The sequence below is a fragment of the Bacillus sp. MBGLi79 genome, from assembly GCF_002953915.1.
Map to the genome: position 1 here is coordinate 1,759,138 of NZ_CP026521.1, position 23,375 is coordinate 1,782,512.

Annotated in this window: 24 protein-coding genes; 15 read left to right on the forward strand and 9 right to left on the reverse strand. The window is 41.9% G+C overall.

Going from position 1 to position 23,375, the window contains the following annotated elements; all coding sequences use genetic code 11:
• Window positions 1-80: 80 nt before the first annotated feature.
• The 4 genes from kinC (at window position 81) to ade (ending at window position 4,824) form a co-directional block, all read left to right on the forward strand.
• The gene (gene kinC / locus C1T29_RS08970; protein WP_040083258.1) at window positions 81-1,367 is read left to right on the forward strand and encodes a two-component sensor histidine kinase KinC; all 1,287 of its coding nucleotides are present in this window, start codon (window positions 81-83) and stop codon (window positions 1,365-1,367) included.
• Between the two features lie 15 nt (window positions 1,368-1,382).
• Window positions 1,383-2,210: a gamma-glutamylcyclotransferase family protein gene (locus tag C1T29_RS08975; RefSeq protein WP_095431396.1), complete on the forward strand. Its 828-nt coding sequence runs from the start codon at window positions 1,383-1,385 to the stop codon at window positions 2,208-2,210.
• Window positions 2,211-2,271: 61 nt separating this feature from the next.
• The gene (gene ktrC, locus C1T29_RS08980; RefSeq protein ID WP_003222311.1) at window positions 2,272-2,937 is read left to right on the forward strand and encodes a Ktr system potassium transporter KtrC; all 666 of its coding nucleotides are present in this window, start codon (window positions 2,272-2,274) and stop codon (window positions 2,935-2,937) included.
• A 153-nt stretch (window positions 2,938-3,090) separates the two neighbouring features.
• Window positions 3,091-4,824, forward strand: coding sequence for an adenine deaminase (gene ade, locus C1T29_RS08985; protein ID WP_103748813.1), 1,734 nt, complete (start codon window positions 3,091-3,093; stop codon window positions 4,822-4,824).
• A 34-nt stretch (window positions 4,825-4,858) separates the two neighbouring features.
• Here ade and rnjA read toward each other — a convergent pair whose 3' ends face one another.
• Window positions 4,859-6,526 carry a ribonuclease J1 gene (rnjA, locus tag C1T29_RS08990; protein ID WP_003245660.1) on the reverse strand — a complete coding sequence of 556 codons (1,668 nt, stop codon included), beginning with the start codon at window positions 6,524-6,526 and terminating at the stop codon, window positions 4,859-4,861.
• A 5-nt stretch (window positions 6,527-6,531) separates the two neighbouring features.
• Window positions 6,532-6,741: an RNA polymerase subunit omega 1 gene (gene rnpZA, locus C1T29_RS08995; RefSeq protein WP_003222303.1), complete on the reverse strand. Its 210-nt coding sequence runs from the start codon at window positions 6,739-6,741 to the stop codon at window positions 6,532-6,534.
• 385 nt (window positions 6,742-7,126) lie between these two features.
• On the opposite strand from rnpZA, the gene C1T29_RS09000 reads away from it, so the two are divergent.
• The gene (locus C1T29_RS09000) at window positions 7,127-7,900 is read left to right on the forward strand and encodes a Cof-type HAD-IIB family hydrolase (RefSeq protein ID WP_095431394.1); all 774 of its coding nucleotides are present in this window, start codon (window positions 7,127-7,129) and stop codon (window positions 7,898-7,900) included.
• A gap of 35 nt (window positions 7,901-7,935) precedes the next feature.
• Here C1T29_RS09000 and def read toward each other — a convergent pair whose 3' ends face one another.
• Together def and C1T29_RS09010 are read right to left on the reverse strand one after the other, a co-directional pair.
• Window positions 7,936-8,490: a peptide deformylase gene (gene def / locus C1T29_RS09005; RefSeq protein ID WP_069149536.1), complete on the reverse strand. Its 555-nt coding sequence runs from the start codon at window positions 8,488-8,490 to the stop codon at window positions 7,936-7,938.
• Between the two features lie 107 nt (window positions 8,491-8,597).
• Entirely contained in the window at window positions 8,598-8,756 is a 159-nt protein-coding gene (locus C1T29_RS09010) for a YjcZ family sporulation protein (RefSeq protein ID WP_014663830.1), read from the reverse strand.
• A gap of 210 nt (window positions 8,757-8,966) precedes the next feature.
• Here C1T29_RS09010 and C1T29_RS09015 point away from each other — a divergent pair, with 210 nt between their 5' ends.
• The 5 genes from C1T29_RS09015 (at window position 8,967) to lpdA (ending at window position 15,013) form a co-directional block, all read left to right on the forward strand.
• On the forward strand, window positions 8,967-9,638 hold the full coding sequence (locus C1T29_RS09015; protein ID WP_103748812.1) for a YkyA family protein: 672 nt from the start codon (window positions 8,967-8,969) through the stop codon (window positions 9,636-9,638).
• Between the two features lie 420 nt (window positions 9,639-10,058).
• On the forward strand, window positions 10,059-11,174 hold the full coding sequence (gene pdhA, locus C1T29_RS09020) for a pyruvate dehydrogenase (acetyl-transferring) E1 component subunit alpha (protein ID WP_003222294.1): 1,116 nt from the start codon (window positions 10,059-10,061) through the stop codon (window positions 11,172-11,174).
• A gap of 3 nt (window positions 11,175-11,177) precedes the next feature.
• Window positions 11,178-12,155 carry a pyruvate dehydrogenase complex E1 component subunit beta gene (gene pdhB, locus C1T29_RS09025; protein ID WP_014113660.1) on the forward strand — a complete coding sequence of 326 codons (978 nt, stop codon included), beginning with the start codon at window positions 11,178-11,180 and terminating at the stop codon, window positions 12,153-12,155.
• A 112-nt stretch (window positions 12,156-12,267) separates the two neighbouring features.
• Entirely contained in the window at window positions 12,268-13,596 is a 1,329-nt protein-coding gene (gene pdhC / locus C1T29_RS09030; protein ID WP_095431392.1) for a pyruvate dehydrogenase complex dihydrolipoyllysine-residue acetyltransferase, read from the forward strand.
• Between the two features lie 4 nt (window positions 13,597-13,600).
• Window positions 13,601-15,013: a dihydrolipoyl dehydrogenase gene (lpdA, locus tag C1T29_RS09035; protein WP_014663834.1), complete on the forward strand. Its 1,413-nt coding sequence runs from the start codon at window positions 13,601-13,603 to the stop codon at window positions 15,011-15,013.
• A 44-nt stretch (window positions 15,014-15,057) separates the two neighbouring features.
• Here lpdA and slp read toward each other — a convergent pair whose 3' ends face one another.
• Window positions 15,058-15,432 carry a peptidoglycan-associated lipoprotein Slp gene (gene slp, locus C1T29_RS09040; protein WP_040083253.1) on the reverse strand — a complete coding sequence of 125 codons (375 nt, stop codon included), beginning with the start codon at window positions 15,430-15,432 and terminating at the stop codon, window positions 15,058-15,060.
• A 413-nt stretch (window positions 15,433-15,845) separates the two neighbouring features.
• On the opposite strand from slp, the gene C1T29_RS09045 reads away from it, so the two are divergent.
• Window positions 15,846-15,965 carry a GapA-binding peptide SR1P gene (locus tag C1T29_RS09045; RefSeq protein ID WP_003232305.1) on the forward strand — a complete coding sequence of 40 codons (120 nt, stop codon included), beginning with the start codon at window positions 15,846-15,848 and terminating at the stop codon, window positions 15,963-15,965.
• Between the two features lie 38 nt (window positions 15,966-16,003).
• On the opposite strand, the gene speA is transcribed toward C1T29_RS09045, so the two are convergent.
• Window positions 16,004-17,476 carry an arginine decarboxylase gene (speA, locus tag C1T29_RS09050; protein ID WP_095431391.1) on the reverse strand — a complete coding sequence of 491 codons (1,473 nt, stop codon included), beginning with the start codon at window positions 17,474-17,476 and terminating at the stop codon, window positions 16,004-16,006.
• Window positions 17,477-17,660: 184 nt separating this feature from the next.
• Here speA and C1T29_RS09055 point away from each other — a divergent pair, with 184 nt between their 5' ends.
• A complete protein-coding gene (locus tag C1T29_RS09055; RefSeq protein ID WP_014663837.1) occupies window positions 17,661-17,927 on the forward strand; it encodes a UPF0223 family protein in 267 nt (88 codons plus the stop codon).
• A gap of 32 nt (window positions 17,928-17,959) precedes the next feature.
• Here C1T29_RS09055 and C1T29_RS09060 read toward each other — a convergent pair whose 3' ends face one another.
• Complete coding sequence (locus C1T29_RS09060) at window positions 17,960-18,598, reverse strand: YktB family protein (protein ID WP_103748811.1); 639 nt, start codon at window positions 18,596-18,598, stop codon at window positions 17,960-17,962.
• Window positions 18,599-18,837: 239 nt separating this feature from the next.
• On the opposite strand from C1T29_RS09060, the gene C1T29_RS09065 reads away from it, so the two are divergent.
• The 3 genes from C1T29_RS09065 (at window position 18,838) to C1T29_RS09075 (ending at window position 20,403) form a co-directional block, all read left to right on the forward strand.
• On the forward strand, window positions 18,838-19,026 hold the full coding sequence (locus tag C1T29_RS09065) for a hypothetical protein (RefSeq protein ID WP_009967148.1): 189 nt from the start codon (window positions 18,838-18,840) through the stop codon (window positions 19,024-19,026).
• A 137-nt stretch (window positions 19,027-19,163) separates the two neighbouring features.
• The gene (gene suhB / locus C1T29_RS09070) at window positions 19,164-19,961 is read left to right on the forward strand and encodes an inositol-1-monophosphatase (protein WP_014663839.1); all 798 of its coding nucleotides are present in this window, start codon (window positions 19,164-19,166) and stop codon (window positions 19,959-19,961) included.
• The gene (locus C1T29_RS09075; RefSeq protein ID WP_103748810.1) at window positions 19,948-20,403 is read left to right on the forward strand and encodes a GNAT family N-acetyltransferase; all 456 of its coding nucleotides are present in this window, start codon (window positions 19,948-19,950) and stop codon (window positions 20,401-20,403) included. Before suhB ends, C1T29_RS09075 begins: the two co-directional genes overlap by 14 nt.
• Before the next feature lie 61 nt (window positions 20,404-20,464).
• Here C1T29_RS09075 and C1T29_RS09080 read toward each other — a convergent pair whose 3' ends face one another.
• Both C1T29_RS09080 and nprE read right to left on the reverse strand, forming a co-directional pair.
• Window positions 20,465-21,379 carry a class I SAM-dependent methyltransferase gene (locus tag C1T29_RS09080; protein WP_103748809.1) on the reverse strand — a complete coding sequence of 305 codons (915 nt, stop codon included), beginning with the start codon at window positions 21,377-21,379 and terminating at the stop codon, window positions 20,465-20,467.
• Window positions 21,380-21,729: 350 nt separating this feature from the next.
• The gene (gene nprE / locus C1T29_RS09085; RefSeq protein WP_103748808.1) at window positions 21,730-23,295 is read right to left on the reverse strand and encodes a neutral metalloprotease NprE; all 1,566 of its coding nucleotides are present in this window, start codon (window positions 23,293-23,295) and stop codon (window positions 21,730-21,732) included.
• Window positions 23,296-23,375 lie beyond the last annotated feature (80 nt).

Genomic DNA, 23,375 nt, shown 5'->3' on the forward strand with positions numbered 1-23,375 from the left:
GTTTTTATTTTTGCTGATTTTTTAATAGATCACGGATTTCTGTTAATAAAGTTTCTTCTGCTGAAGGTGCAGGTGGTCATATGAGAAAATATCAAGCTCGTATCATTTCCATCATTTTGGCAATGATTTTTATAATGTTTTGGGATTATTTATTTTATTTTATAGGCAAAAACCCGATTAATTGGCCTGTTGATATTGTGTATACTGCAGTCACGCTGGTGAGTGTCTGGATGCTGGCTTATTATATTGATGAGAAACAGCAGCTGGTTAAGAAAATGAAGGATAACGAATGGAAGTATAAGCAGCTTTCTGAAGAAAAAAACCGTATCATGGATAATTTGCAGGAAATCGTATTTCAAACGAATGCAAAAGGCGAAATTACATATTTAAACCAAGCGTGGGCATCAATAACCGGCTTTTCAATCAGTGAATGTATGGGAACGATGTATAATGACTACTTCATAAAAGAAAAGCACGTAGCGGACCACATTAACACACAAATCCAAAACAAGGCGTCTTCTGGCATGTTTACGGCAAAATACGTGACAAAGAACGGCACGATTTTTTGGGGAGAAGTCCATTATAAACTTTACTATGACCGGGATGACCAATTTACAGGCAGCCTGGGTACAATGTCAGATATCACGGAGCGGAAAGAGGCTGAAGATGAGCTCATTGAGATTAATGAACGGCTGGCGAGGGAATCCCAGAAACTATCAATCACAAGTGAACTTGCCGCCGGTATTGCTCATGAGGTCAGAAACCCTTTAACATCTGTCAGCGGTTTCCTCCAGATTATGAAAACACAATATCCGGACAGAAAAGACTATTTTGACATCATCTTTTCAGAGATTAAAAGAATCGATTTAGTTCTCAGCGAGCTGTTGCTGCTTGCAAAACCGCAGGCGATTACATTCAAAACGCACCAGCTTAATGAGATTTTGAAACAAGTCACGACATTGCTTGATACCAATGCTATTCTGTCCAATATCGTCATAGAGAAACATTTCAAAGAGACAGATGGCTGTATGATTAACGGGGACGAAAATCAGCTAAAGCAGGTTTTTATCAATATCATTAAAAACGGAATTGAGGCAATGCCACAGGGCGGTGTCGTAACCATTTCAACTGCAAAAACCGCCTCTCATGCAGTGATAAGCGTAAAGGATGAAGGAAGCGGTATGCCGCAGGAAAAACTGAAGCAGATTGGCAAACCTTTTTATTCCACAAAAGAAAAGGGTACCGGATTGGGACTTCCCATTTGTTTGAGAATCTTGAAGGAACATGACGGGGAATTGAAAATCGAAAGCGAAGCTGGAAAAGGCAGCGTCTTTCAAGTGGTTTTGCCTTTAAAATCAGACAGCTGAGAGGAGAAAAATAAAATGAACTCGCTTCTGTTTGTATACGGGACACTAAGAAAGCATGAAAAAAACCATCATATGCTGGCGCAATCGGCATGTATCAATGAGCAGGCCAGAACAAAGGGAAGTATGTTTGCTGCCAAAGAGAGGCCCGCAGCCGTTTTAAATGGTGAAGGCTATATATACGGCGAAGTATATGAAGCAGACGAATTGTGTATACATAAGCTTGATCAATTTTTTCAAGGATATCATAAACAAATGGTGTTTATAGAAACCGATGTCGGAATTAAAAATGCGCTTATTTATTTTATGAACAAAGACGAGTGTGCCGGTTTTACGAAAATAAGCATTGGCGACTGGAAAGAACATCAGATGATCAGCAAATCGAAAAATCCCGTTTATTATTTTGCCTATGGATCATGCATGGATCATGCCCGCTTTCAAAAGGCGGGAGTCAGTCACTATTTTCAAGATCCAGTGGGAAGAGCTGTTTTAAAAGGATACACAACCCGCTTTACGTTAAAAAGGGAAGACGGCTCAAGAGCGGATATGCTGGAAGACGGAGGAATAACAGAAGGCGTTTTATATCGGATCCCTTATTCTGCTCTCTCCTATCTATATAAAAGAGAGGGCGTTGAATCACTTACGTATCGGCCGGCATTTGTGGACGTTGAAGCAGGCGGAAGGCACTATACAGACTGCTTAACCTTTCTCGTCCTCAAAAAAGAAGCGGAAACTGCTCCGCCTCAGCACTATCAGATTGAAATTGCACGCGGGGCGGAGCTGTATTTGTCGCCTGAATTTACTGAAAAGCTTAAGCAGCATATGAATTCGCTGCCAAAAGGATAACACTGTAACAAAAGATTATGATAAAATTTGATCAATATGATGTTATAAAAGGAGCACCACTATGAAAAAAGAATTTGCGGTAATTGGGCTGGGCCGTTTTGGCGGCAGTATTTGCAAAGCATTAAGCGAAGAAGGCGTCGAGGTTATGGCAATGGATATCGATGAAGATAAAGTCAACGAGTATGCCAAGATAGCATCTCACGCCGTTATCGGTGATTCAACAGACGAATCTGTCCTGAAAAATTTAGGCCTGCGAAATTTTGACCACGTGATTGTAGCCATCGGGGAAAATATTCAAGCGAGTATTTTAACAACACTCATTCTGAAAGAACTCGGCGTTCATACGATTACAGTTAAAGCACAGAACGATTATCACGAAAAAGTGCTGTCTAAAATCGGTGCGGATCACATTGTACACCCGGAACGCGATATGGCAAAAAGAATTGCACATAATATCGTGTCCAACAATGTACTTGACTATTTGGAGCTGTCTGAAGAGCATAGTCTTGTTGAAATCGTAGCTAACAGCCGCCTGGCTGGAAATACACTTCTTGATTTAGATATACGTGCAAAATACGGTATTAACATTGTAGCCATTAAAAGGGGCAAGGAAGTCATCGTATCACCGCTTGCAACCGAAGTCATCCACCAAGAAGATATACTTATTGTTATTGGGTCAGTCACAGACATCTCCCGTTTTGAAAAAAGAGTTCTTCATACAAAATAGCAGTAAAAAAACCGTCCACAGAGGGCGGTTTTAATATTATCAGAATATAACAACTTTAATGACCCGAGCGTCAATTTCTTAACATTTTATTGACTAAGCATAGGCGATCCGATAGCATATTGTACCATATAATAAAAAAGAGGAGGGGCCTATTTGAATAAAGAAGCGCTAGTCAATAGGCTGAATGCTTCAGCCCGAAGACAAAAAGCTGATATCGTCATTAAGAACGGAAAAATGATGGACGTATATAATCAAGAGTGGATATATGAAGATATTGCGATTACAGACGGGGTTATTGTAGGCCTTGGCGACTATGAAGGCGAAAATGTCATTGATGCAGAGGGACAAATGATTGTCCCGGGTTTTATTGATGGGCATGTACATATTGAGTCATCAATGGTTACACCGATAGAGTTTGCTAAAGCAGTATTGCCTCATGGCGTGACGACCGTTGTTACAGACCCGCATGAGATCGCGAATGTGTCTGGGGAAAAAGGGATTGCGTTTATGCTTGAACAATCTCGGCATACACCGCTGAACATTTATTTCATGCTTCCTTCCAGTGTGCCTGCCGCAAGTTTTGAGCGATCAGGCGCAATTCTCAAAGCTGCCGATCTCAAGCCTTTTTATGAAGAAGAAGAAGTATTAGGGCTGGCTGAAGTTATGGATTATGTGTCGGTTCAGCAGGCTGAAGAAGATATGGTTCAGAAACTGCTTGATGCACGTGTTGCAGGAAAACGGATAGACGGCCATTTAGCCGGTTTATCAACAGACCTCATTAACATTTATAGAACCGCATTTGTTTCAAACGATCATGAAGTAACATCGAAGGAAGAAGCTCTTGATCGTATCAGAAGGGGCATGTATGTCATGATGCGTGAGGGTTCAGTCGCAAAAAACACTCTCAATGTGCTGCCGGCGGTGAATGAAAAGAACGCACGCCGTTTCTTTTTCTGTACAGATGATAAGCATGTGGATGATTTGCTGTCAGAGGGAAGTGTGAATCATCAGGTGAAAATGGCGATTCAAGCCGGACTTGATCCGTTTATAGCTTATCAATTAGGAAGCCTCAATGCAGCCGAATGCTACGGACTAGATACAAAGGGAGCGATTGCCCCGGGTTTTGACGCTGACTTGCTCTTTGTATCTGATCTGGAAAATGTCATTGTCACAAGGACGATGATAAAAGGACAGACTGTTGCTGAAGACAGCAAAGCAGTCTATCAGGAGCATGCTTCAACTGCAGCATCAGAACCGGCACTGCTTGATTCAGTTAAGCTTGCTGCTCCTCTTAACAAACAGGATTTTCTTATGCCAATTGATTCAGAGCAGCAGCTCAATGTCATTCAAATCATTCCAAACCAGCTTGAAACACGATTAGTACATGTTCCGGCTTCTGGTGCCCGCAACTTTGAGTCTGACACTGAGCTCGATTTGTTAAAGATTGCAGTTGTTGAGCGGCATAAAGGATTAAAAGAAATCGGGCTCGGAGTTGTGAAAGGATTTGGATTCAAGAGCGGAGCGATCGCCACAACCATTTCACACGACTCCCATAATATTATTGCCGTCGGAACGAATGATGAGGATATTGCGGCGGCAGTAAATAAGCTGCAGGAAATTGGCGGAGGATTAACGATTATAAAAAATGGGGAAGAGCTCCATTCAGTACCGCTGCCGATTGCAGGGTTATTATCCGACCAAACCGCGGAGCAAGTGAATCAAAGCTTGCTGACGCTGCATGATCAATTGTCGTTAGTCGGTTTCACAGGCGGATTTAATCCATTTTTGACATTGTCGTTTTTAGCTTTGCCTGTTATTCCTGATATCAAAATGACGACAACAGGATTATTTGATGTAAAATCATTTCAACATATATCACTGCAATAAAAAAGATGCACTCCTAAGTGAGTGCATCTTTTTTTCAAACCTCCATAATGATCGGCAGGATCATCGGACGGCGCTTTGTTTTTTCGTACAAGAAAGGTGCAAGAGTGTCTGTAATCTCGTTTTTGATTTCAGACCATTGAGTCGTTTTGCGTTCCATGACTTTTTGTAAGTGATTTGAAATGAGCTCTTGAGCGTCGTTGATCAAGTCGCCAGATTCTCTCATGTATACAAATCCTCTGGAAATCAAATCAGGACCCGCTGAAATCTTGAAGTCGTCCATGTCAATGCTGACAACAACGATGACAAGGCCTTCTTCAGAGAGAATTCTGCGATCACGAAGTACGATATTGCCAATATCACCGATACCGCTTCCGTCAATGTATACTGAACCGGACGGGATTTTTCCTGCAACCGAAGCCTCATCGCCTTTAAGCGCTAATACTTCACCGTTATCCATGATAAAGCAGTTTTCCTCTGGGATGCCGCAATCTGTTGCAAGCTTGACATGCATCTTTTGCATTCTGTACTCACCGTGAATCGGCATGAAGAATTTAGGCTTGATTAAACGGAGCATCAGCTTCTGTTCTTCCTGTCCGCCGTGACCAGATGTATGGATATCGTTAAGAGGGCCGTGAATAACCTCAGCACCCGCGCGATACAGCTGGTTGATCGTCCGACTCACACTGATTGTGTTGCCTGGGATAGGGGATGAAGAAAATACGACTGTATCTCCAGGATTGATTGAAATTTGGCGGTGTGTGCCATTTGCAATTCTTGATAACGCCGCCATTGGTTCCCCTTGGCTTCCTGTACATAAAATCGTTACTTTATTAGCAGGCATACGATTGATTTCGTTATGCTCAATAAACGTATTTTTAGGACAGTTAATATAACCGAGTGTCTGTCCAATTTCGATAGCCGATTCCATACTGCGTCCAAATACGGCAACTTTTCTTCCATTTTGTACAGCAGCCTCGATTACCTGCTGCAAGCGGTGAATATTCGACGCAAATGTAGCGAAGATAATTCGGCCGTCCACCTTGCGGAAAATGTCATGAATGCTTTCTCCTACACGGCGCTCAGACATGGTGAACTCAGGGTTTTCACTGTTTGTGCTGTCTGAAAGAAGGCATAAAACGCCTTCTTTTCCGATTTCGGCCATTTTCGTTAAGTTTGCCGGCTCTCCGACTGGAGTAAAGTCGAATTTGAAATCCCCAGTATGTACGATGTTTCCAGGTGGCGTTTTTACAACAATGCCGTAGGAATCCGGAATACTGTGTGTCGTTCTGAAGAAAGACACGGCCGTTTTGCGGAACTTTACGATATCATCCTCGCCGATAATGTTTAGTTTCGTTTGTCTTAATAATCCATGCTCTTCAAGTTTATTCCGAAGTAAGCCGATCGCGAGTTTTCCGCCGTATACAGGAATATTCACTTGTCTGAGCAGGTATGGAATACCGCCGATGTGGTCTTCGTGACCGTGGGTGATAAAAAGCCCTTTAATTTTATCTTCGTTTTTGACTAAATACGTATAATCAGGGATAACGTAGTCAATTCCGAGCAGTTCGTCCTCGGGAAACTTGATCCCCGCATCAATCAGCACAATTTCATCTTGGAATTGCACCGCGTACGTATTTTTACCGATTTCGCCCAAACCTCCGAGGGCGAAAACAGCAGTCTGATCATTTTTTACAAATTTCATACCGCTCATAACTCCAATACTTTAAAATTTTCGCTCTGTTGTTCATATTCTAAGAATGCACCATCCACAGGTGTAATAAACTCAATATTAAATTTCTTTTCTTTCAGCTTTGTTCTGACGTCACGCTCAGATACGCCTTCAATATAAAGTGAATCTGTCTTTTCCCGTACAGGTACTTCGTCAGCCTTTTCTTGATAAAATACCTTATAAATCATTCCAAATCTCTCCTTAAATGCCGTATGTTAGACTCGCTCATTCTATTATATTCGAAAACGGAATATAAGGAAAGCCTTGAGCAAAATAAGGACCTCTCAAAAAGTGAAAGATCCCTTGTCAGGCAATGGCTTTCTTGCGGAGCATTCCGTTCCATTGTCTTCTGAGTTTCTTTCTTAATTTACGCAGCATTAGCCAGTCCCTCCTTTAATAAAAAATTTGTCCCAGAGTTCTTTTATACTAATAGTATACGGAGATTAAGGAAGACTTTTCGTGGTTATTAATGGAATTTAATATGATTTTTGAACGAAATTGTTTGCTGAATGACAAACTTTTTGTATGATGAGGGTGGGAATTGCAGAACTAGACGATAAAGGGGAAGTTGCGATGGATTCAAAATTAATCTTTTTTGATATTGACGGCACGTTATATGATCATGATAAGAATATACCGGAAAGTACGAGAAAAACCGTGGCGGAGCTGCAGCGCCAAGGGCATCATGTGTTTATTGCCAGCGGCCGGTCGCCGTTTATGGTTAAGCCGATTTTGGAGGAGCTTGGGATCAACTCATTTATTTCCTACAATGGACAGTATGTTGTCTTTGAAAATCAAGTGATTTATAAAAATCCGCTGTCTGAAGATGCAATCAGACGATTATTAAAACAGGCGGGGAAAGACAAACATCCTGTTGTGTTTATGGCTGAAGACACGATGAAAGCCACTGTTGCGGATCACCCTCATATTCTCGAGGGAATCGGCAGCCTTAAAACCGATTATCCGGAGACCGATGACCTTTTTTATGAAGGAAAAGAAATTTTTCAGCTTCTTTTATTCTGTCAGGATGAAGAAGAAAAAGCTTATGCCGCTTTTCCTGAGTTTGATCTAGTGCGCTGGCATGAGCTATCGACTGATGTTTTGCCTCACGGAGGTTCGAAGGCAGAAGGGATCAAAAAAGTCATCGAGCGTCTTCCGTTTGATGTCGGAGATACATATGCTTTCGGCGACGGATTAAATGATCTGCAAATGATTGAATATGTTGGAACAGGCGTTGCTATGGGAAATGCTGTTCCTGAATTGAAGGAAATCGCGGACTTTGTAACAAAGCCGGTGGATGAGGATGGAATTGCATACGCTGTCAAAGAATTGGGCCTTTTAAAATAAAGAAACGGCTGGCATTGTGCCAGCCGTTTTTTCTTTTAGCGTTCAATTGCGATTGCATTTTCAGGCTCTTGAAAAGGATTTTCCTTATCAATATGATCATAGAACATAACGCCGTTCAAATGATCGATCTCATGCTGAAACACAATAGCCGGAAACCCTTTTAGACGAATATCAATGTTTTCGCCTTCTAGTGTTGTTCCTTTTACTCTGATGCGAGCATAGCGGGGAACATAACCGGGAATCGCTTCATCCACAGACAGGCAGCCCTCGCCGCTTGTTAAGTAGCTTTTTTCAACTGAATGGCTGACGATCTTAGGATTAAACAGTGCATAACTGTACAACTTGCCGGAAGCATCTTCCGCATGAACGGCGATCATTCGTTTTTTGATATTAATTTGAGGAGCTGCGAGTCCTACGCCAGGGCGCAGCTTGTATTTTTCGGCTAATTCCGGATTTTGGCTGTTTTTAACAAATTCGATCATGTCGGCCAGCTGCTGTTTTTCTGCATCAGTTGGAGGCAGCTCAACTGGTTCTGCAGTCTCTCTGAGGGCTGGATGGCCGTCACGTACGATGTTTTCCATAGTAATCAAGAAACTCACTCCTAAAGCTTAATATGTAAATTATATCGGATTTCTTCACAAAGGTGCAACGAACGAATGACCAGCCGTATATGGCTGGTCAAGTTCATGCTGTGTGGTTAGCAACAGCCTCCGCCTAAATAAGCAGCTCCGACAATGATTAACAGAATGAATAAAACAACGATTAGCGCAAAGGTGCGGCCGTAGCCATATCCGTAGCCACCATATCCGTAACCACCATAACCGCAGCAGCCTCCGCCGAAACCATATCCATACATATTACATAACCTCCTCTTTTAATTACGCCAGAGCCTTATTAAGTAGGCATAGCGTCTACTATAACCTATGTAAAAACTAAAAAGTTGTATGGTCATCTGTCCTGATTTTTCACTTTTTGATTTAAATCAGTATGCATTTATACAGCACAGCTATTGCCAAATGTCCCCATGGATTCTATAGTAGAAATTGTCAAGATTGGGGGATTCAACGTGATAGACGCAATAAAACGGCGGCCTGTAATAATGATTGGAGCTTTTTGTTCTATGCTACTGATATTAACAGGATGCATGGAGCAGGACCCGGTTGATTCACTTCATCATTCATTAGAAAAAGCCGCAGAGTCGGAAAAACAGTTTCAAGAAGAACAAAAAACACTCAAAGAGTTAGAGGCAAAAGAAAATCAGCTTTACGATAGTGTGATGAAGCTCAATATGGATGATTATAAAAAAATTGTAGCTTTATCTAATGAGGCGCTTGAAAACGTCAGCAAGCGCGAAGAACATCTGAAGCTTGAAAATGACAGCTTGAAAAAATCGGAATCAGAATTTGAAGAAGCAAAAACGTCAGCAGAACATATTAAGGAAAAAGACATAAAAGAAAAGGCCTATGCCGCAGCAAACCACATGGAGAAAAGGTATACATCATATGGCTCCATGTATGAAGAGTATCAAAAAGCGCTTAAGCTTAATAAAAAGCTGTATATGCAGCTAAAAAACAAAGACTTGACAAGAGATGATCTGGATCAGCAGATCGATAAAGTCAATGCTTCTTATGAAAAGATCCATAAATATAACGGAGAATTTAATGTGCAAACGCAAAAATATAATAAAGCCCGTGAAGATTTATATGATGCTGCAGGCTATCATGTGAAAAAGAGCTGACTCGATCAGCTCTTTTTTTAAATAAATGCGATGCGGATTTTGTTCAAAATTTTCATTTCTATTGTAGTACAGTATAGAGAGGTATACTAGTACAGTTTTGGGTGCAGTTGACATCTGTTTTTTCAATGAAAATGTAAAGCGAATACATTTATTGAAAATCAGCGATGAAAACGATTGACGGCTCTTCTTTATTTGGTGTAAACTAATCCATGTTAAGCGGTGTTGTATTAGTTTTTTACAACTTCGAAATAATACAGTTCAAAGCAGAGTGTAACTATCCTACATAAAAGGTTTTGGCAAACTGGGGATCGGCTAAAATATATACGACTTACTGCTGATACTTTAGGGTACCCTAAGTTTGTATGTATAAAGGAATGCACGTCTAATGACTGTTTAAAAGAAAGGAAGAGGTGACTTAGTATGGCTGCAAAAACGAAAAAAGCTATCGTTGACAGTAAGAAGCAATTTGATGCCATTAAAAAGCAGTTCGAAACGTTCCAAATTTTAAATGAAAAGGGAGAAGTCGTGAATGAAGCGGCGATGCCTGATTTAACTGATGATCAATTAAAAGAGCTCATGCGCCGCATGGTATTTACGCGTGTGCTTGATCAGCGCTCTATCTCATTAAACCGTCAAGGACGTCTCGGATTTTACGCTCCTACTGCGGGTCAAGAAGCTTCTCAGATTGCAACGCATTTCGCGCTTGAAAAAGAAGACTTTGTTCTTCCTGGATACCGTGATGTGCCTCAGTTAATTTGGCACGGCCTTCCATTATATCAAGCGTTTCTTTTCTCTCGCGGACATTTCAGAGGAAACCAAATGCCTGATGATGTGAATGCCCTTTCTCCACAAATCATTATCGGTGCTCAATACATTCAAACTGCCGGTGTTGCGCTAGGTCTTAAAAAACGCGGTAAGAAAGCTGTCGCAATCACTTACACTGGTGACGGCGGAGCTTCTCAAGGGGACTTCTACGAAGGAATTAACTTTGCCGGCGCTTATAAAGCACCTGCAATCTTCGTGGTACAAAACAACCGTTACGCGATTTCAACTCCTGTTGAAAAACAATCTGCAGCTGAAACAATTGCACAAAAAGCTGTAGCTGCCGGTATTGTTGGCGTACAAGTAGACGGAATGGATCCGCTTGCTGTATACGCAGCAACTGCTGAAGCACGCGAGCGCGCAATCAACGGCGAAGGTCCGACACTAATTGAAACACTTACATTCCGTTATGGCCCGCACACAATGGCTGGTGACGATCCTACTAAATATCGTACAAAAGAAATCGAAAATGAGTGGGAGCAAAAAGATCCGCTTGTACGCTTCCGTGCGTTCCTTGAAAACAAAGGCTTATGGTCTGAAGAAGAAGAAGCAAAAGTAATTGAGGATGCGAAAGAAGAAATTAAGCAAGCGATCAAAAAAGCTGATGCTGAACCGAAGCAAAAAGTAACTGATTTAATGAAAATCATGTACGAAAAAATGCCTCACAATCTTGAGGAGCAATTTGAAATTTATACACAGAAGGAGTCGAAGTAAGCCATGGCGCAAATGACAATGATTCAAGCAATCACGGATGCGTTACGCACAGAACTGAAAAATGACGAAAATGTCTTAGTTTTCGGAGAAGACGTTGGTGTAAACGGCGGCGTATTCCGTGCGACAGAAGGATTGCAAAAAGAATTCGGTGAAGACCGTGTGTTTGACACGCCACTTGCTGAATCTGGTATCGGCGGTCTTGCCCTTGGTTTAGGCTTAAACGGCTTCCGTCCGGTAATGGAAATCCAATTCTTCGGATTTGTTTACGAAGTAATGGATTCAGTTTCCGGCCAAATGGCTCGTATGCGCTACCGTTCCGGCGGACGCTGGACTTCACCTGTAACAATTCGTTCTCCATTCGGCGGCGGTGTTCATACGCCTGAACTTCACGCTGACAGCTTAGAAGGTCTTGTTGCACAACAGCCTGGTATCAAAGTTGTTATTCCATCAACTCCTTACGATGCCAAAGGACTTTTAATTTCTGCGATCAGAGACAACGATCCTGTTGTTTTCTTAGAGCACATGAAGCTTTACCGTTCTTTCCGTCAGGAAGTTCCTGAAGAAGAATACACAATTGAGCTTGGAAAAGCTGACGTGAAACGTGAGGGTACTGATCTTTCAATCATCACTTACGGCGCAATGGTTCATGAATCATTAAAAGCTGCTGAGGAGCTTGAAAAAGACGGCATTTCTGCTGAAGTTGTCGACCTTCGTACTGTAAGCCCGCTTGATATCGATACAATCATCGCATCTGTAGAAAAAACAGGACGCGCGATTGTCGTTCAAGAGGCGCAAAAACAAGCCGGTATTGCTGCAAACGTAGTAGCAGAAATTAATGACCGTGCAATCTTGAGCTTGGAAGCACCTGTACTTCGCGTAGCTGCGCCTGATACAGTATTTCCTTTCTCTCAAGCTGAGAGCGTATGGCTTCCAAACCATAAAGACGTTCTTGAAACAGCAAGAAAAGTACTTGAATTTTAATCAAACTGCATAATCAAGAGGGAAGATGACGTTTTCCCTCTATTATATATCTGTTTTCAATGCTTACGATGTAACTTTAAAATTGCTTAATCAAACTAGGAGGTCGAGAACTGTGGCATTTGAATTTAAACTTCCAGATATCGGGGAAGGTATCCACGAAGGCGAAATCGTAAAATGGTTTGTCAAGCCTAACGACGAGGTAGACGAAGATGATGTACTGGCTGAAGTCCAAAATGATAAAGCAGTAGTAGAAATTCCTTCACCTGTTAAAGGAAAAGTATTAGAATTAAAAGTTGAAGAGGGAACGGTTGCAACTGTTGGACAAACGATTATTACGTTTGATGCACCTGGTTACGAAGATCTTCAATTTAAAGGCAGCGATGAGTCTGACGATGCGAAAACTGAAGCACAAGTTCAGTCAACTGCAGAAGCTGGACAAGACGTTGCGAAAGAAGAGCAAGCTAAAGAGCCTGCAAAAGCTACTGGTGCAGGACAGCAAGACCAAGCTGAAGTTGACCCGAACAAACGCGTGATCGCTATGCCTTCTGTACGCAAATATGCTCGTGAAAAAGGCGTAGACATCCGTAAAGTAACTGGTTCTGGCAACAACGGACGTGTTGTCAAAGAGGATATCGACAGCTTTGTAAACGGAGGAGCGCAAGAAGCTGCGCCGCAAGAAACGGCTGCACCACAAGAAACAGCTGCTAAACCGGCTGCTGCACCAGCTCCTGAGGGCGAATTCCCAGAAACACGCGAAAAAATGAGCGGTATCCGTAAAGCAATTGCGAAAGCGATGGTTAACTCTAAGCACACTGCTCCTCACGTAACGTTAATGGACGAAGTGGACGTAACAAACCTTGTTGCACATCGTAAACAGTTCAAACAAGTTGCTGCTGATCAAGGAATCAAGCTGACTTACTTGCCTTACGTTGTAAAAGCTCTTACATCTGCACTGAAAAAATTCCCTGTTTTAAACACGTCAATTGACGATAAAACAGATGAAGTTATCCAAAAACATTACTTCAACATCGGTATCGCTGCTGACACTGAAAAAGGCTTGCTTGTACCGGTTGTGAAAAATGCAGATCGTAAATCTGTCTTTGAAATTTCTGATGAAATCAATGGCCTTGCAACAAAAGCTCGTGAAGGCAAGCTTGCTCCAGCTGAAATGAAAGGCGCATCTTGCACAATTACAAACATCGGTTCTGCCGGCGGACAATGGTTCACTCCGGTTATCAACCATCCAGAAGTTGCGATTCTTGGTATCGGACGCATTGCAGAAAAAGCGATTGTTCGTGATGGCGAAATCGTAGCAGCTCCAGTCTTAGCTCTTTCTCTCAGCTTCGACCACCGTATGATCGACGGAGCAACTGCGCAAAATGCATTAAATCACATCAAGCGTTTACTGAACGATCCACAATTAATTTTAATGGAGGCGTAATGTTATGGTAGTAGGAGATTTCCCTATTGAAACAGATACTCTTGTAATTGGTGCGGGACCTGGCGGCTATGTAGCTGCCATCCGCGCTGCACAGCTTGGACAAAAAGTAACAGTCGTTGAAAAAGCAACTCTTGGAGGCGTTTGTCTGAACGTTGGATGTATCCCTTCAAAAGCGCTGATCAACGCAGGTCACCGTTATGAGAATGCAAAGCATTCTGATGACATGGGAATCACTGCTGAGAACGTAACAGTTGATTTCACAAAAGTTCAAGAATGGAAAGCTTCTGTTGTCAACAAACTTACTGGCGGTGTAGCAGGTCTTCTTAAAGGAAACAAAGTAGATGTTGTAAAAGGTGAAGCTTACTTTGTAGACAGCAATTCAGTTCGTGTGATGGATGAGAACTCTGCTCAAACATACACGTTCAAAAACGCAATCATTGCTACTGGTTCTCGTCCTATCGAATTGCCAAACTTCAAATATAGTGAGCGTGTCCTGAATTCAACAGGCGCTTTAGCTCTTAAAGAAATTCCTAAAAAGCTTGTTGTTATCGGTGGCGGATACATCGGTACTGAGCTTGGAACTGCGTATGCTAACTTCGGTACTGAGCTTGTTATTCTTGAAGGCGGAGAAGAAATTCTTCCTGGCTTCGAAAAACAAATGAGTTCTCTTGTTACACGCAGACTGAAGAAAAAAGGAAACGTTGAAATCCATACAAACGCGATGGCTAAAGGCGTTGAAGAAAGACCAGACGGCGTAACAGTTACTTTCGAAGTAAAAGGCGAAGAAAAAACGGTTGATGCTGATTACGTATTGATTACAGTAGGACGTCGTCCAAACACTGATGAGCTTGGTCTTGAGCAAGTCGGTATTGAAATGACAGACCGCGGTGTCGTGAAAACTGACAAACAGTGCCGCACAAACGTACCTAACATTTATGCAATCGGTGATATCATCGAAGGACCGCCGCTTGCTCATAAAGCATCTTACGAAGGTAAAATCGCTGCAGAAGCTATCGCTGGAGAGCCTGCAGAAATCGATTACCTTGGTATTCCTGCGGTTGTTTTCTCTGAGCCTGAACTTGCATCAGTTGGTTACACTGAAGCACAGGCGAAAGAAGAAGGTCTTGACATTGTTGCTGCTAAATTCCCATTTGCAGCAAACGGCCGCGCGCTTTCTCTTAACGAAACAGACGGCTTCATGAAGCTGATCACTCGTAAAGAGGACGGTCTTGTGATCGGTGCGCAAATCGCCGGAGCAAGTGCTTCTGATATGATCTCTGAATTAAGCTTAGCGATCGAAGGCGGCATGACTGCTGAAGATATCGCGATGACAATTCACGCTCACCCAACATTGGGCGAAATCACAATGGAAGCAGCTGAAGTGGCAATCGGAAGTCCGATCCATATCGTAAAATAAATTGAACATCAAAAACAGCCCTCGCTCAAAGCGGGGCTGTTTTTTTATTTTGACAGCACGTGCTGTAATGGTTTAATGATGTCTTCTTTCTTTTTCACACATCCCTCGATTTTCACCACGACATGGCGCTGATCAACAACCATAAGGGTAGGGACAGTTTCAATCTCATCTTCCCAGCCTTCTTTTTTATCATAAACCTTCATTTTATCTATTTGCTCGGGATAATCTTTTTCTAGATCAAGCAGTGCGTCGTAATAAGGCGCTTCCTGGTCTATTTGGTTCTCATCAGAAAAAAACAGGATTTGTGTATGATGAATGTTGTCAATCCGGCTTTTTTTCATCGGATTGATGGTGGAAAGCGTACAGCCCGATAAAGCAAGTACTATTATCAGCATGGGGAATACCGCGCGATATCGCATCTATCTTCTCCTCTGTATAAACAGTAGTTAACTAGCTTTAGTTTATCACGAGAGGCGGCTTAAACTGCTTCTTGTTACCTAATTGTTATATAATTGAAACCGTTTTTAAAGTGAGATTACATATGATATCAATCGTTTCAAATAGCAACCTGGGGGTATATTGAATTTATTGCTGCATTCTTTAATGAAAGTTCAAGAAAACGTGAAATTACCTTATGTGTTGCGGCATATATATCGGATAAAGCTGCTGTATGAATAAGAAATTGTAAAAATGAAAAAACACGATGTATATGATGAATTAAAATTAAATGTGTTATACAGTTTATTGTTGACATTTCAAATGTGTCATATTAATATAATAACAACAAAAGAAATTAAGCGTTTTCAAATTTCAAAGAAATGGGGAATAAGAGATGGGAACGATTGTTTGTCAAGATTGCAACGAAGCCATTCATTACTTTGAAGATGAGAAAGTGACAACATTATACGGAACATGCTGCGGACAATGCCAATGTCCTGTTGATGAAGAGTAATAATAGCATGCGGCTTTAAGCCGCATGCTTTTTATTTTTTATTGAATTGCTTTTTGCTCTTTGATGACCCGGATCATATGTAAAGTCGAGTCCTCGGGTCCTTGAACAGGAAGGCCTGCGTCAAGGTTTTTAAAAATGTAGCTGATGTTTTCTTCTGTAATAATTTCTCCTGGAATGAAGATTGGAATACCAGGCGGATATACCATGACAAATTCAGCGATAATCCGTCCGGATGCTTCTTTCAATGGGATGACTTCCGTATTTGCATAGAAAGCATCACGCGGAGTCATTGCCAATAAAGGTATTTCCGGAAGCAATACCTCAGTTTGCTGATGTGTGACATCTTTTTCTGACATTTGCTGTGCGATCTCAGTTAAAGCCTCTACAAGCCGGTCTGCATCATTTTGGCTGTCACCAGGAGTGAAAATACACAAAATATTGTACAGGTCAGAAAGCTCAACCTCAATATTAAAGGATTCACGAAGCCATTTTTCCACGTCATGTCCTGTCAGGCCAAGATTTTTCACAGAGATAATCAATTTTGTCGGATCGTAGCTGTAAGCTGCTTTCGAACCAAGAATTTCAGAACCGACACAATAAATGCCTCCAATCTGGTTGAGGCGATCTCTCGTCTGATCGGCAAGCTTGAGTGTCTCCTCAGCAAGCTTGCGGCCTTCTGTTGCAAGGCGTTTTCTGGCAACGTCCAAAGAAGCGAGAAGCAAGTAAGAAGTTGACGTCGTTGTCAGCATGCTCAGGATGGATTGCACTCGGTCTTTAGATACAAGGCCCTCTCTCATGTTTAAAATCGAACTTTGCGTGAGTGATCCGCCCAGCTTGTGTACACTTGTCGCTGCGATATCAGCTCCTGCCTGCATGGCCGATAGCGGCAATTCGTCGTGAAAGTGAATGTGAACGCCGTGTGCTTCATCCACAAGCACTGGCACATCAAACGAATGAGCGAGTTCTACAATGCTTTTTAAGTCGGCTGCAACCCCGAAATATGTCGGGTTGATGACGAGAAGCCCTTTTGCATCCGGATGTTCGGTAAGCGCCCGTTTTGCAGATTCAAGTGTAATGCCGTGCGAGATGCCCAATTCATTGTCAATTTCAGGATGAATAAAAATTGGAACCGCTCCGGAAAATACAATAGCTGTCATAATTGATTTATGAACATTTCTTGGAATAATAATTTTATCGCCAGGTCCGCAAACAGCCATTACCATTGTCATAATGGCGCCGCTTGTTCCTTGAACAGAAAAAAATGTGTGATCCGCGCCAAATGCTTCAGCAGCAAGATCCTGTGCTTGTTTAATAATGCCTTTAGGCGCGTGCAGATCGTCTAATGGCTCAATATTAATTAAATCTATGCTTAACGCGTTTTCACCGATGAATTGTCTGAATTCCGGGTCCATTCCTGCCCCTTTTTTATGGCCGGGAATGTGGAATTGAACAGGCTGTCTGCTTGCATGCTTTTTCAGTCCTGTATATAAGGGTGTTTCATGTTGCGACAATTGTTTTCCCACCTTTGTAATCATACCTATGCATAATAGTGTGTATTAAAATCAGTTTCTCAACCGTTTTTTAGACGTAAAACAAATGAATTATATTATGAACTTGAAAGAATGTAAAGAACAATTTATGATCTAATGAAGATGCTTTCTCTTAAAGGAAGTAATTTTATAAGGAGTGAAGAAAATGGAGTACCAATATCCGATGAACGAAGACTGGACAACCGAAGAAGCAGTAGATGTGATTGCATTTTTCCAGCAGGTTGAGCTAGCATATGAAAAAGGGGCAGACCGCGAAGAACTGCTTAAAGCTTACCGCCGTTTCAAGGAAATTGTGCCGGGGAAGGCAGAGGAAAAAAAGCTATGCGGCGAGTTTGAGGAACAAAGTACATATTCTCCATATCGCACGGTCAAACAGGCGAGAGAATCTGATCAGGCAAAGATTAAAATGTAGGAAAAAGAGCCGGGGGATAGCCCGGCTCTTTTTTATGCTTGTGATACTTTTTGGGTGAGACGGTACAGAAAAGCAAGCTGCTTAAAGGCGTCGTCGATATGCTGAAGGAATTCCTGGTTATTCATATTCAATACTTCTTCTTTTTGAAGCTGTATGCCGCATAACAGCTCGGCTTTCTTTACAGTCTGCAAACGCTCAAACAGAGTCTTCAGCTGCTCCTTGTCCATTTCAAACTGTTTATGTACTCCCGGTTTTGTGTGATCTGCGGACCAAACGAAGCTGTCAGGAATATTTTTCGTAATGGTTTCCTGATTTGCTTCAAGCAATTTGCCGTATTCTTCTTTTATAGGGGATTCATAAATAATTGCGAACCACACAAAGACGTGGCTTTCCCATAAACCAATCTGGAAATGCGGCAGTTTTTTATAGCCTCTTTTGCTGTTTGCAAACGCCACCCAGCTGTCAGCAGGGGGGTTGACGGATCTTCTTGCGTGCTTTGCCACATGCGGAAACATTTCATCTCCGGTTAATGCTGTTAAAGTCGGGGCAAAATGTTCGCCTAGAGCTGTAAGCTTGGGGCGGACCGTCTCTTTTAATACCTCCATGCGTGCGTCTAAGCCTTCTATTGTAAATGTATTAAAGTCTTCTTCAGTGAAACGCATTTGTGTCATGATTTTCCTCCTTCATGCTAAGTATACATATTTTATCACAGTTCATACGAGCTTCAAAAAGATTGAGCGCGTTTGAAGTAAGGGGAAATGTGGTAATAAACGAATAGGTAAACACACAATTTTCAGAATCATGTTGCGCGTAAATAGAACAATCATACGATATAAGAAGTAATCATTGTTGAATGGCAAAATGGGATGCTTTTTTACAAACAAATGATCTCTGGAAGGGGCGAAAGACAATGAGGCAAGTTGTAAAAGAGGGATTTAAGGAAGAGAAAAACAATCGTGTTGCTGTCTGGAGACTAGAGGTTGATTATGAATTGGCAACCCTATATGAAGCAATGCAAAAAGAAAATGAAGAGCAGATTGAACAAAGCAAAAACAAACTTGAGCGACTTAGAAAAGAATGGATTCGTCTTAACGGGTAAAAAGCGATAGTGAAAACGAACCGCATGAATGGTTCGTTTTTACATGAGAAGGGATATTTTTCATTTTCCTTGCTTTTTCACCGCCGTTATCAGTATCCTATAAAATAAAGGTCTACATAGAAGAGAGGTACGCACGAATGACAAATTGGACGGAAATTGATGAGATTGCAAAAAAATGGATAAGAGAAGCAGGCGCGAGAATTAAACAATCTATGCATGAAAGCCTGACAATTGAAACGAAATCAAATCCGAATGATTTAGTCACCAATATTGACAAAGAAACCGAAAAGTTTTTCATTGATCGAATTCAAGAAACGTTTCCGGGACACCGCATACTCGGTGAAGAAGGGCAAGGAGACAAACTCCACTCACTGGAGGGAGTCGTCTGGATTATCGACCCGATTGACGGGACGATGAATTTTGTGCACCAGCAAAGAAATTTTGCGATTTCAATTGGGATTTTTGAAAACGGTGAAGGAAAAATCGGTTTAATTTATGATGTGGTGCACGATGAGCTGTATCACGCCTTTAGCGGCAGAGGAGCTTACATGAATGAAACGAAGCTGGCTCCTTTAAAAGAAACCGTCATTGAAGAAGCGATTCTTGCCATTAATGCAACATGGGTAACGGAAAACAGAAGAATTGATCAAAATGTGTTAGCGCCACTTGTGAAAAGAGTCAGAGGCACACGCTCCTACGGTTCTGCCGCTTTAGAGCTGGCAAATGTCGCGGCAGGAAGGATAGATGCTTACATCACAATGCGGCTTGCGCCATGGGATTATGCAGCAGGCTGTGTGCTGTTAAATGAAGTAGGGGGCATCTATACGACCATCGAAGGATCGGCGTTTACCTTTTTAGAAAACCACAGTGTGCTAGCCGGCAACCCATCTATACATAAAACGATATTTGAAGAGTATCTTCATGCTGGGAAGTAGGCCATTTGAGCAGGATGATCTCAGCTTATTAGAAAAGCTCGCGGAGGCTCATCCTGTATGGAGAGAGGAGGAGTTTGGGGATAAAAATGCAGAAGACTATATCATCTCCTACTCCATGTACAACGGGTCATGGCTTGTGTGGGAAAAAGACGGTCTGCCTGTTGCCGTCAGCTATCATCTCGAATGGTCTCCTTCAAACGGTAAGCCGTGGCTCGGAACGGTGCTGATTGACCCGGCTGAAGAAAAAAAGGGATATGCGAAGATGATCATTGAACAGATCAGCAAATTGCTTAGAGCGAAACATAAAGCGATGTTTGCGGGTGTTCCCATTGAGCGCAGGGAATGGATATTGTTTTTAAGCCAATGCGGTTTTGAACAGCTGAAAACGGAAAAAGATGAGAAAGGCAAATCATTTATGATCCTGGTGAAGCCTTTAGCATAAGCTGCGTGCGGTTACCATCAAAAGCCTCTCAAGCAGTGAGAGGCTTTTAATGATTTAAAAATTATTTTTTTACCGCATGAATATAATGAATCGTTTCAAATGCTGACAAATTGTCTTTTCGATTGCCGAAGAAATGGTCATTAATGTCGTCTGGTGATAGATGTTCATAGATCAGTAAACCAGATGATGCTAACAGGTGTTCAATCTCCTGATAAGCGAAACATGATTTCATCGGTTCTCCGCCTGCGGCAGCCATTTTCACCATATGTTCCACTCGATTCGACGTTCCTTTTGCTGTAAAGAGTGTTTCGTCCGCATAATCAAAAACAATAGAGCTTCCAGCCGGAACATGAGAAAATAAATTGCTGATGAGGCTCGCAATTTCTTCATGTGTTAAATAATAAGACACTCCCAGAAGACTGAAAAATGTTTTTGTGTTCTCAAATCCGTTTTCTATGAGAGGCTCATATGAAAACATGTTGCTAAAATCCATAGGAACAAAATGAAGATGACCCGGAATTGCCAGATTTGCATCCTTTAGCTTATTTTTTTTGAATTGCTGTGTAGCTGGATGATCCACTTCGAAAACCTGTAAGCTGTTTTCTAATTCTGGATGCCGAAAACAGAAAGTATCCAGTCCTGCTCCAAGAATGACATACTGTTTTGCTCCCAGCATTAATTCGTTGTGCAAAACTTTTTCACAATAAGATGCACGTGCCAGGGGCGTGGGCGACAGCTGGATTTGTACAACCCATTTTAATATTTTTTCAGGATCATTTTGAAGACGTTCGGCAATCTCTTTGTTGAAAAACGATATTCCTTGAATCATATTTTCACTGATATTTGTAAACTCTTTTTCATTAATGAGTTCTTTTGCCATAAAATCATCAAAAATAAGAGGGGTGTCATATCGGCTGTGATATGCACGGGCAAAAGCTGAAACCAAAGACGTTAAGCTGGACTCATTGTTCCGCATGAAATGATCCTCCCACAAAAAAATAAGATTCCCCTGGCCAGGAGAATCTTATTATACACACAAATATATTAATAGTAAATTTTAGCATAAATGAATTTTTTTGTCAATGTTTTTGCTCTTTACTGGACGCGCAATCTACACATAACAAGTGTCGCTAGAAGAATTTCTCTATCAATTTTGTGCGTTGAATCAGGGAGGATCGACTGCTGCTTTCCCTATGCTGCACACTTGCGGCTGTTTTTTGTAAATTGGAAGCGGTTTCTGATCTTTTAACATCATCCTTTCATGCTGAAGAGAGAATGAATACATGTAACAAAAAAAGCCTGAGGGATCTCAGGCTTTTCCTAATATTATAATCCAACAGCATTCCAGGCTGCTTCAACTTTAGAGGCATTAGTAGAGCCGTAAAGGTCACGGGCGGACTGAATGAGAGCTGCCTTGGCATCTTTGAACGTTGAAGAAGGCGTGAGGTACGTTGTTAACGCACGGTAATAGATTTGCTGTGATTTAGATACACCAAGCTTTGTAATTGTGTTGTAAGCGGCTTTGTTTGGGATTCCGCTGTTTGTGTGTACGCCACCGTAATCGCCTTCATCTGTGTTTGGAAGGTTTTGATAATCGGCGTAATTATCAGGCTGATCGTATTTTGTCGGATTGGACAGGCTGCGGAGAGCAGGCTGGCTGACTGTAATGTCTTCACCGATGTCCCAGTCCTCTGTATCGTTAAAGTAACCGAATACGTCAGAGAATGATTCGTTTAGTGCTCCCGGCTGATTTTCATAAATCAAGTTGGCCGTTTCTTGAGTGACGCCATGAGTCATTTCATGTGCAGTCACATCTAATGAACCGGAAAGCGGAGAGAAGAATGAACCATCGCCGTCACCGTAAATCATTTGGTCTCCTATCCAGGCAGCATTGTTGTACTTAGTGCCATAATGAACGGAAGAAACGATTTTACTGCCTTTGTTATCATAGCTGTTTCGTTTAAAGTTTGAATAAAAATAATCGTACACTTTTCCGAGGTTATAGTGTGCGTCAACGGCTGCCCGCTGTGATGAAGAAGTAAATGTTTTCGTTGTGCTTGAGACAAGCGTGCCCGGAAGGCGGCTTTGTCTGTTTTGTAAGTCATATGTGATGATTTGGGTGCCTGTTGGTTTTGAAAGATCTCTTAGAACGTATTTTCCGCTTTCATAAGAGATGTTCAAAGGAACAGTTGCTCCCTTTAGAGTTGTTCCGCTTCCAGTGGCAGCGGCATGTTCTACTTTATTTTGCTGTTTTAAAATGCTGCCTGTTTCGGCGTCAACTAAGACTTCCCAGTTTGCAGGTTCAGGCTCGACATAGCGAATCGTCACGTCGTAAGCAAGACGATAGCTGCCGTCCTTTGTTTCTACAGCTTTTAATTCAGCTTTATCGCTGTTTTTGGCCGCTCCGTTAGAGACAGCGTCTGGTGATTTGCCGATAGCTTTGAAAGCAAGTGCCAGTGCTTTTTCAGAGGAGACTTTTTGGCTGTTTTCTGTTTTGGCAGCAGATTGATTGTGTAATTCACCATTGATCGCATAGACATTGTCGGATTTATCGACGTGAACGATCACTTGCGAATCTTTAATCGGCACTCCGTTAACGACAGGCGCATATCGGAAGTGCTTGTACCCAAGAGCATCAGTCGTGCTTTCAACAAGCTTCAGCCTTTTGGCAGGATCACCTTTAAAAATGTTGCTGTTCTTTTTCAAAAATTGTTTGACAGCCTTGTCATTTGGTGCAGATAGTTCTGATTGAGCAATTGCGTTTTTGGAGAGGAAATTTGTTTGATTCTCTTTAAGCTGATGACCTTCAGCAGCCTGAACACCTGGAAGGCTGATTGATAAACTCATAAACGAAGCAGCGACAGCAACAGACAATTTCTTACCTAAACCCACAATAAATCCCCATACCAAATAAGCGAGAGAATAGTAAAACACTGAGTAAACCCGCCATAAGCATTCCTTGACTAGAATGC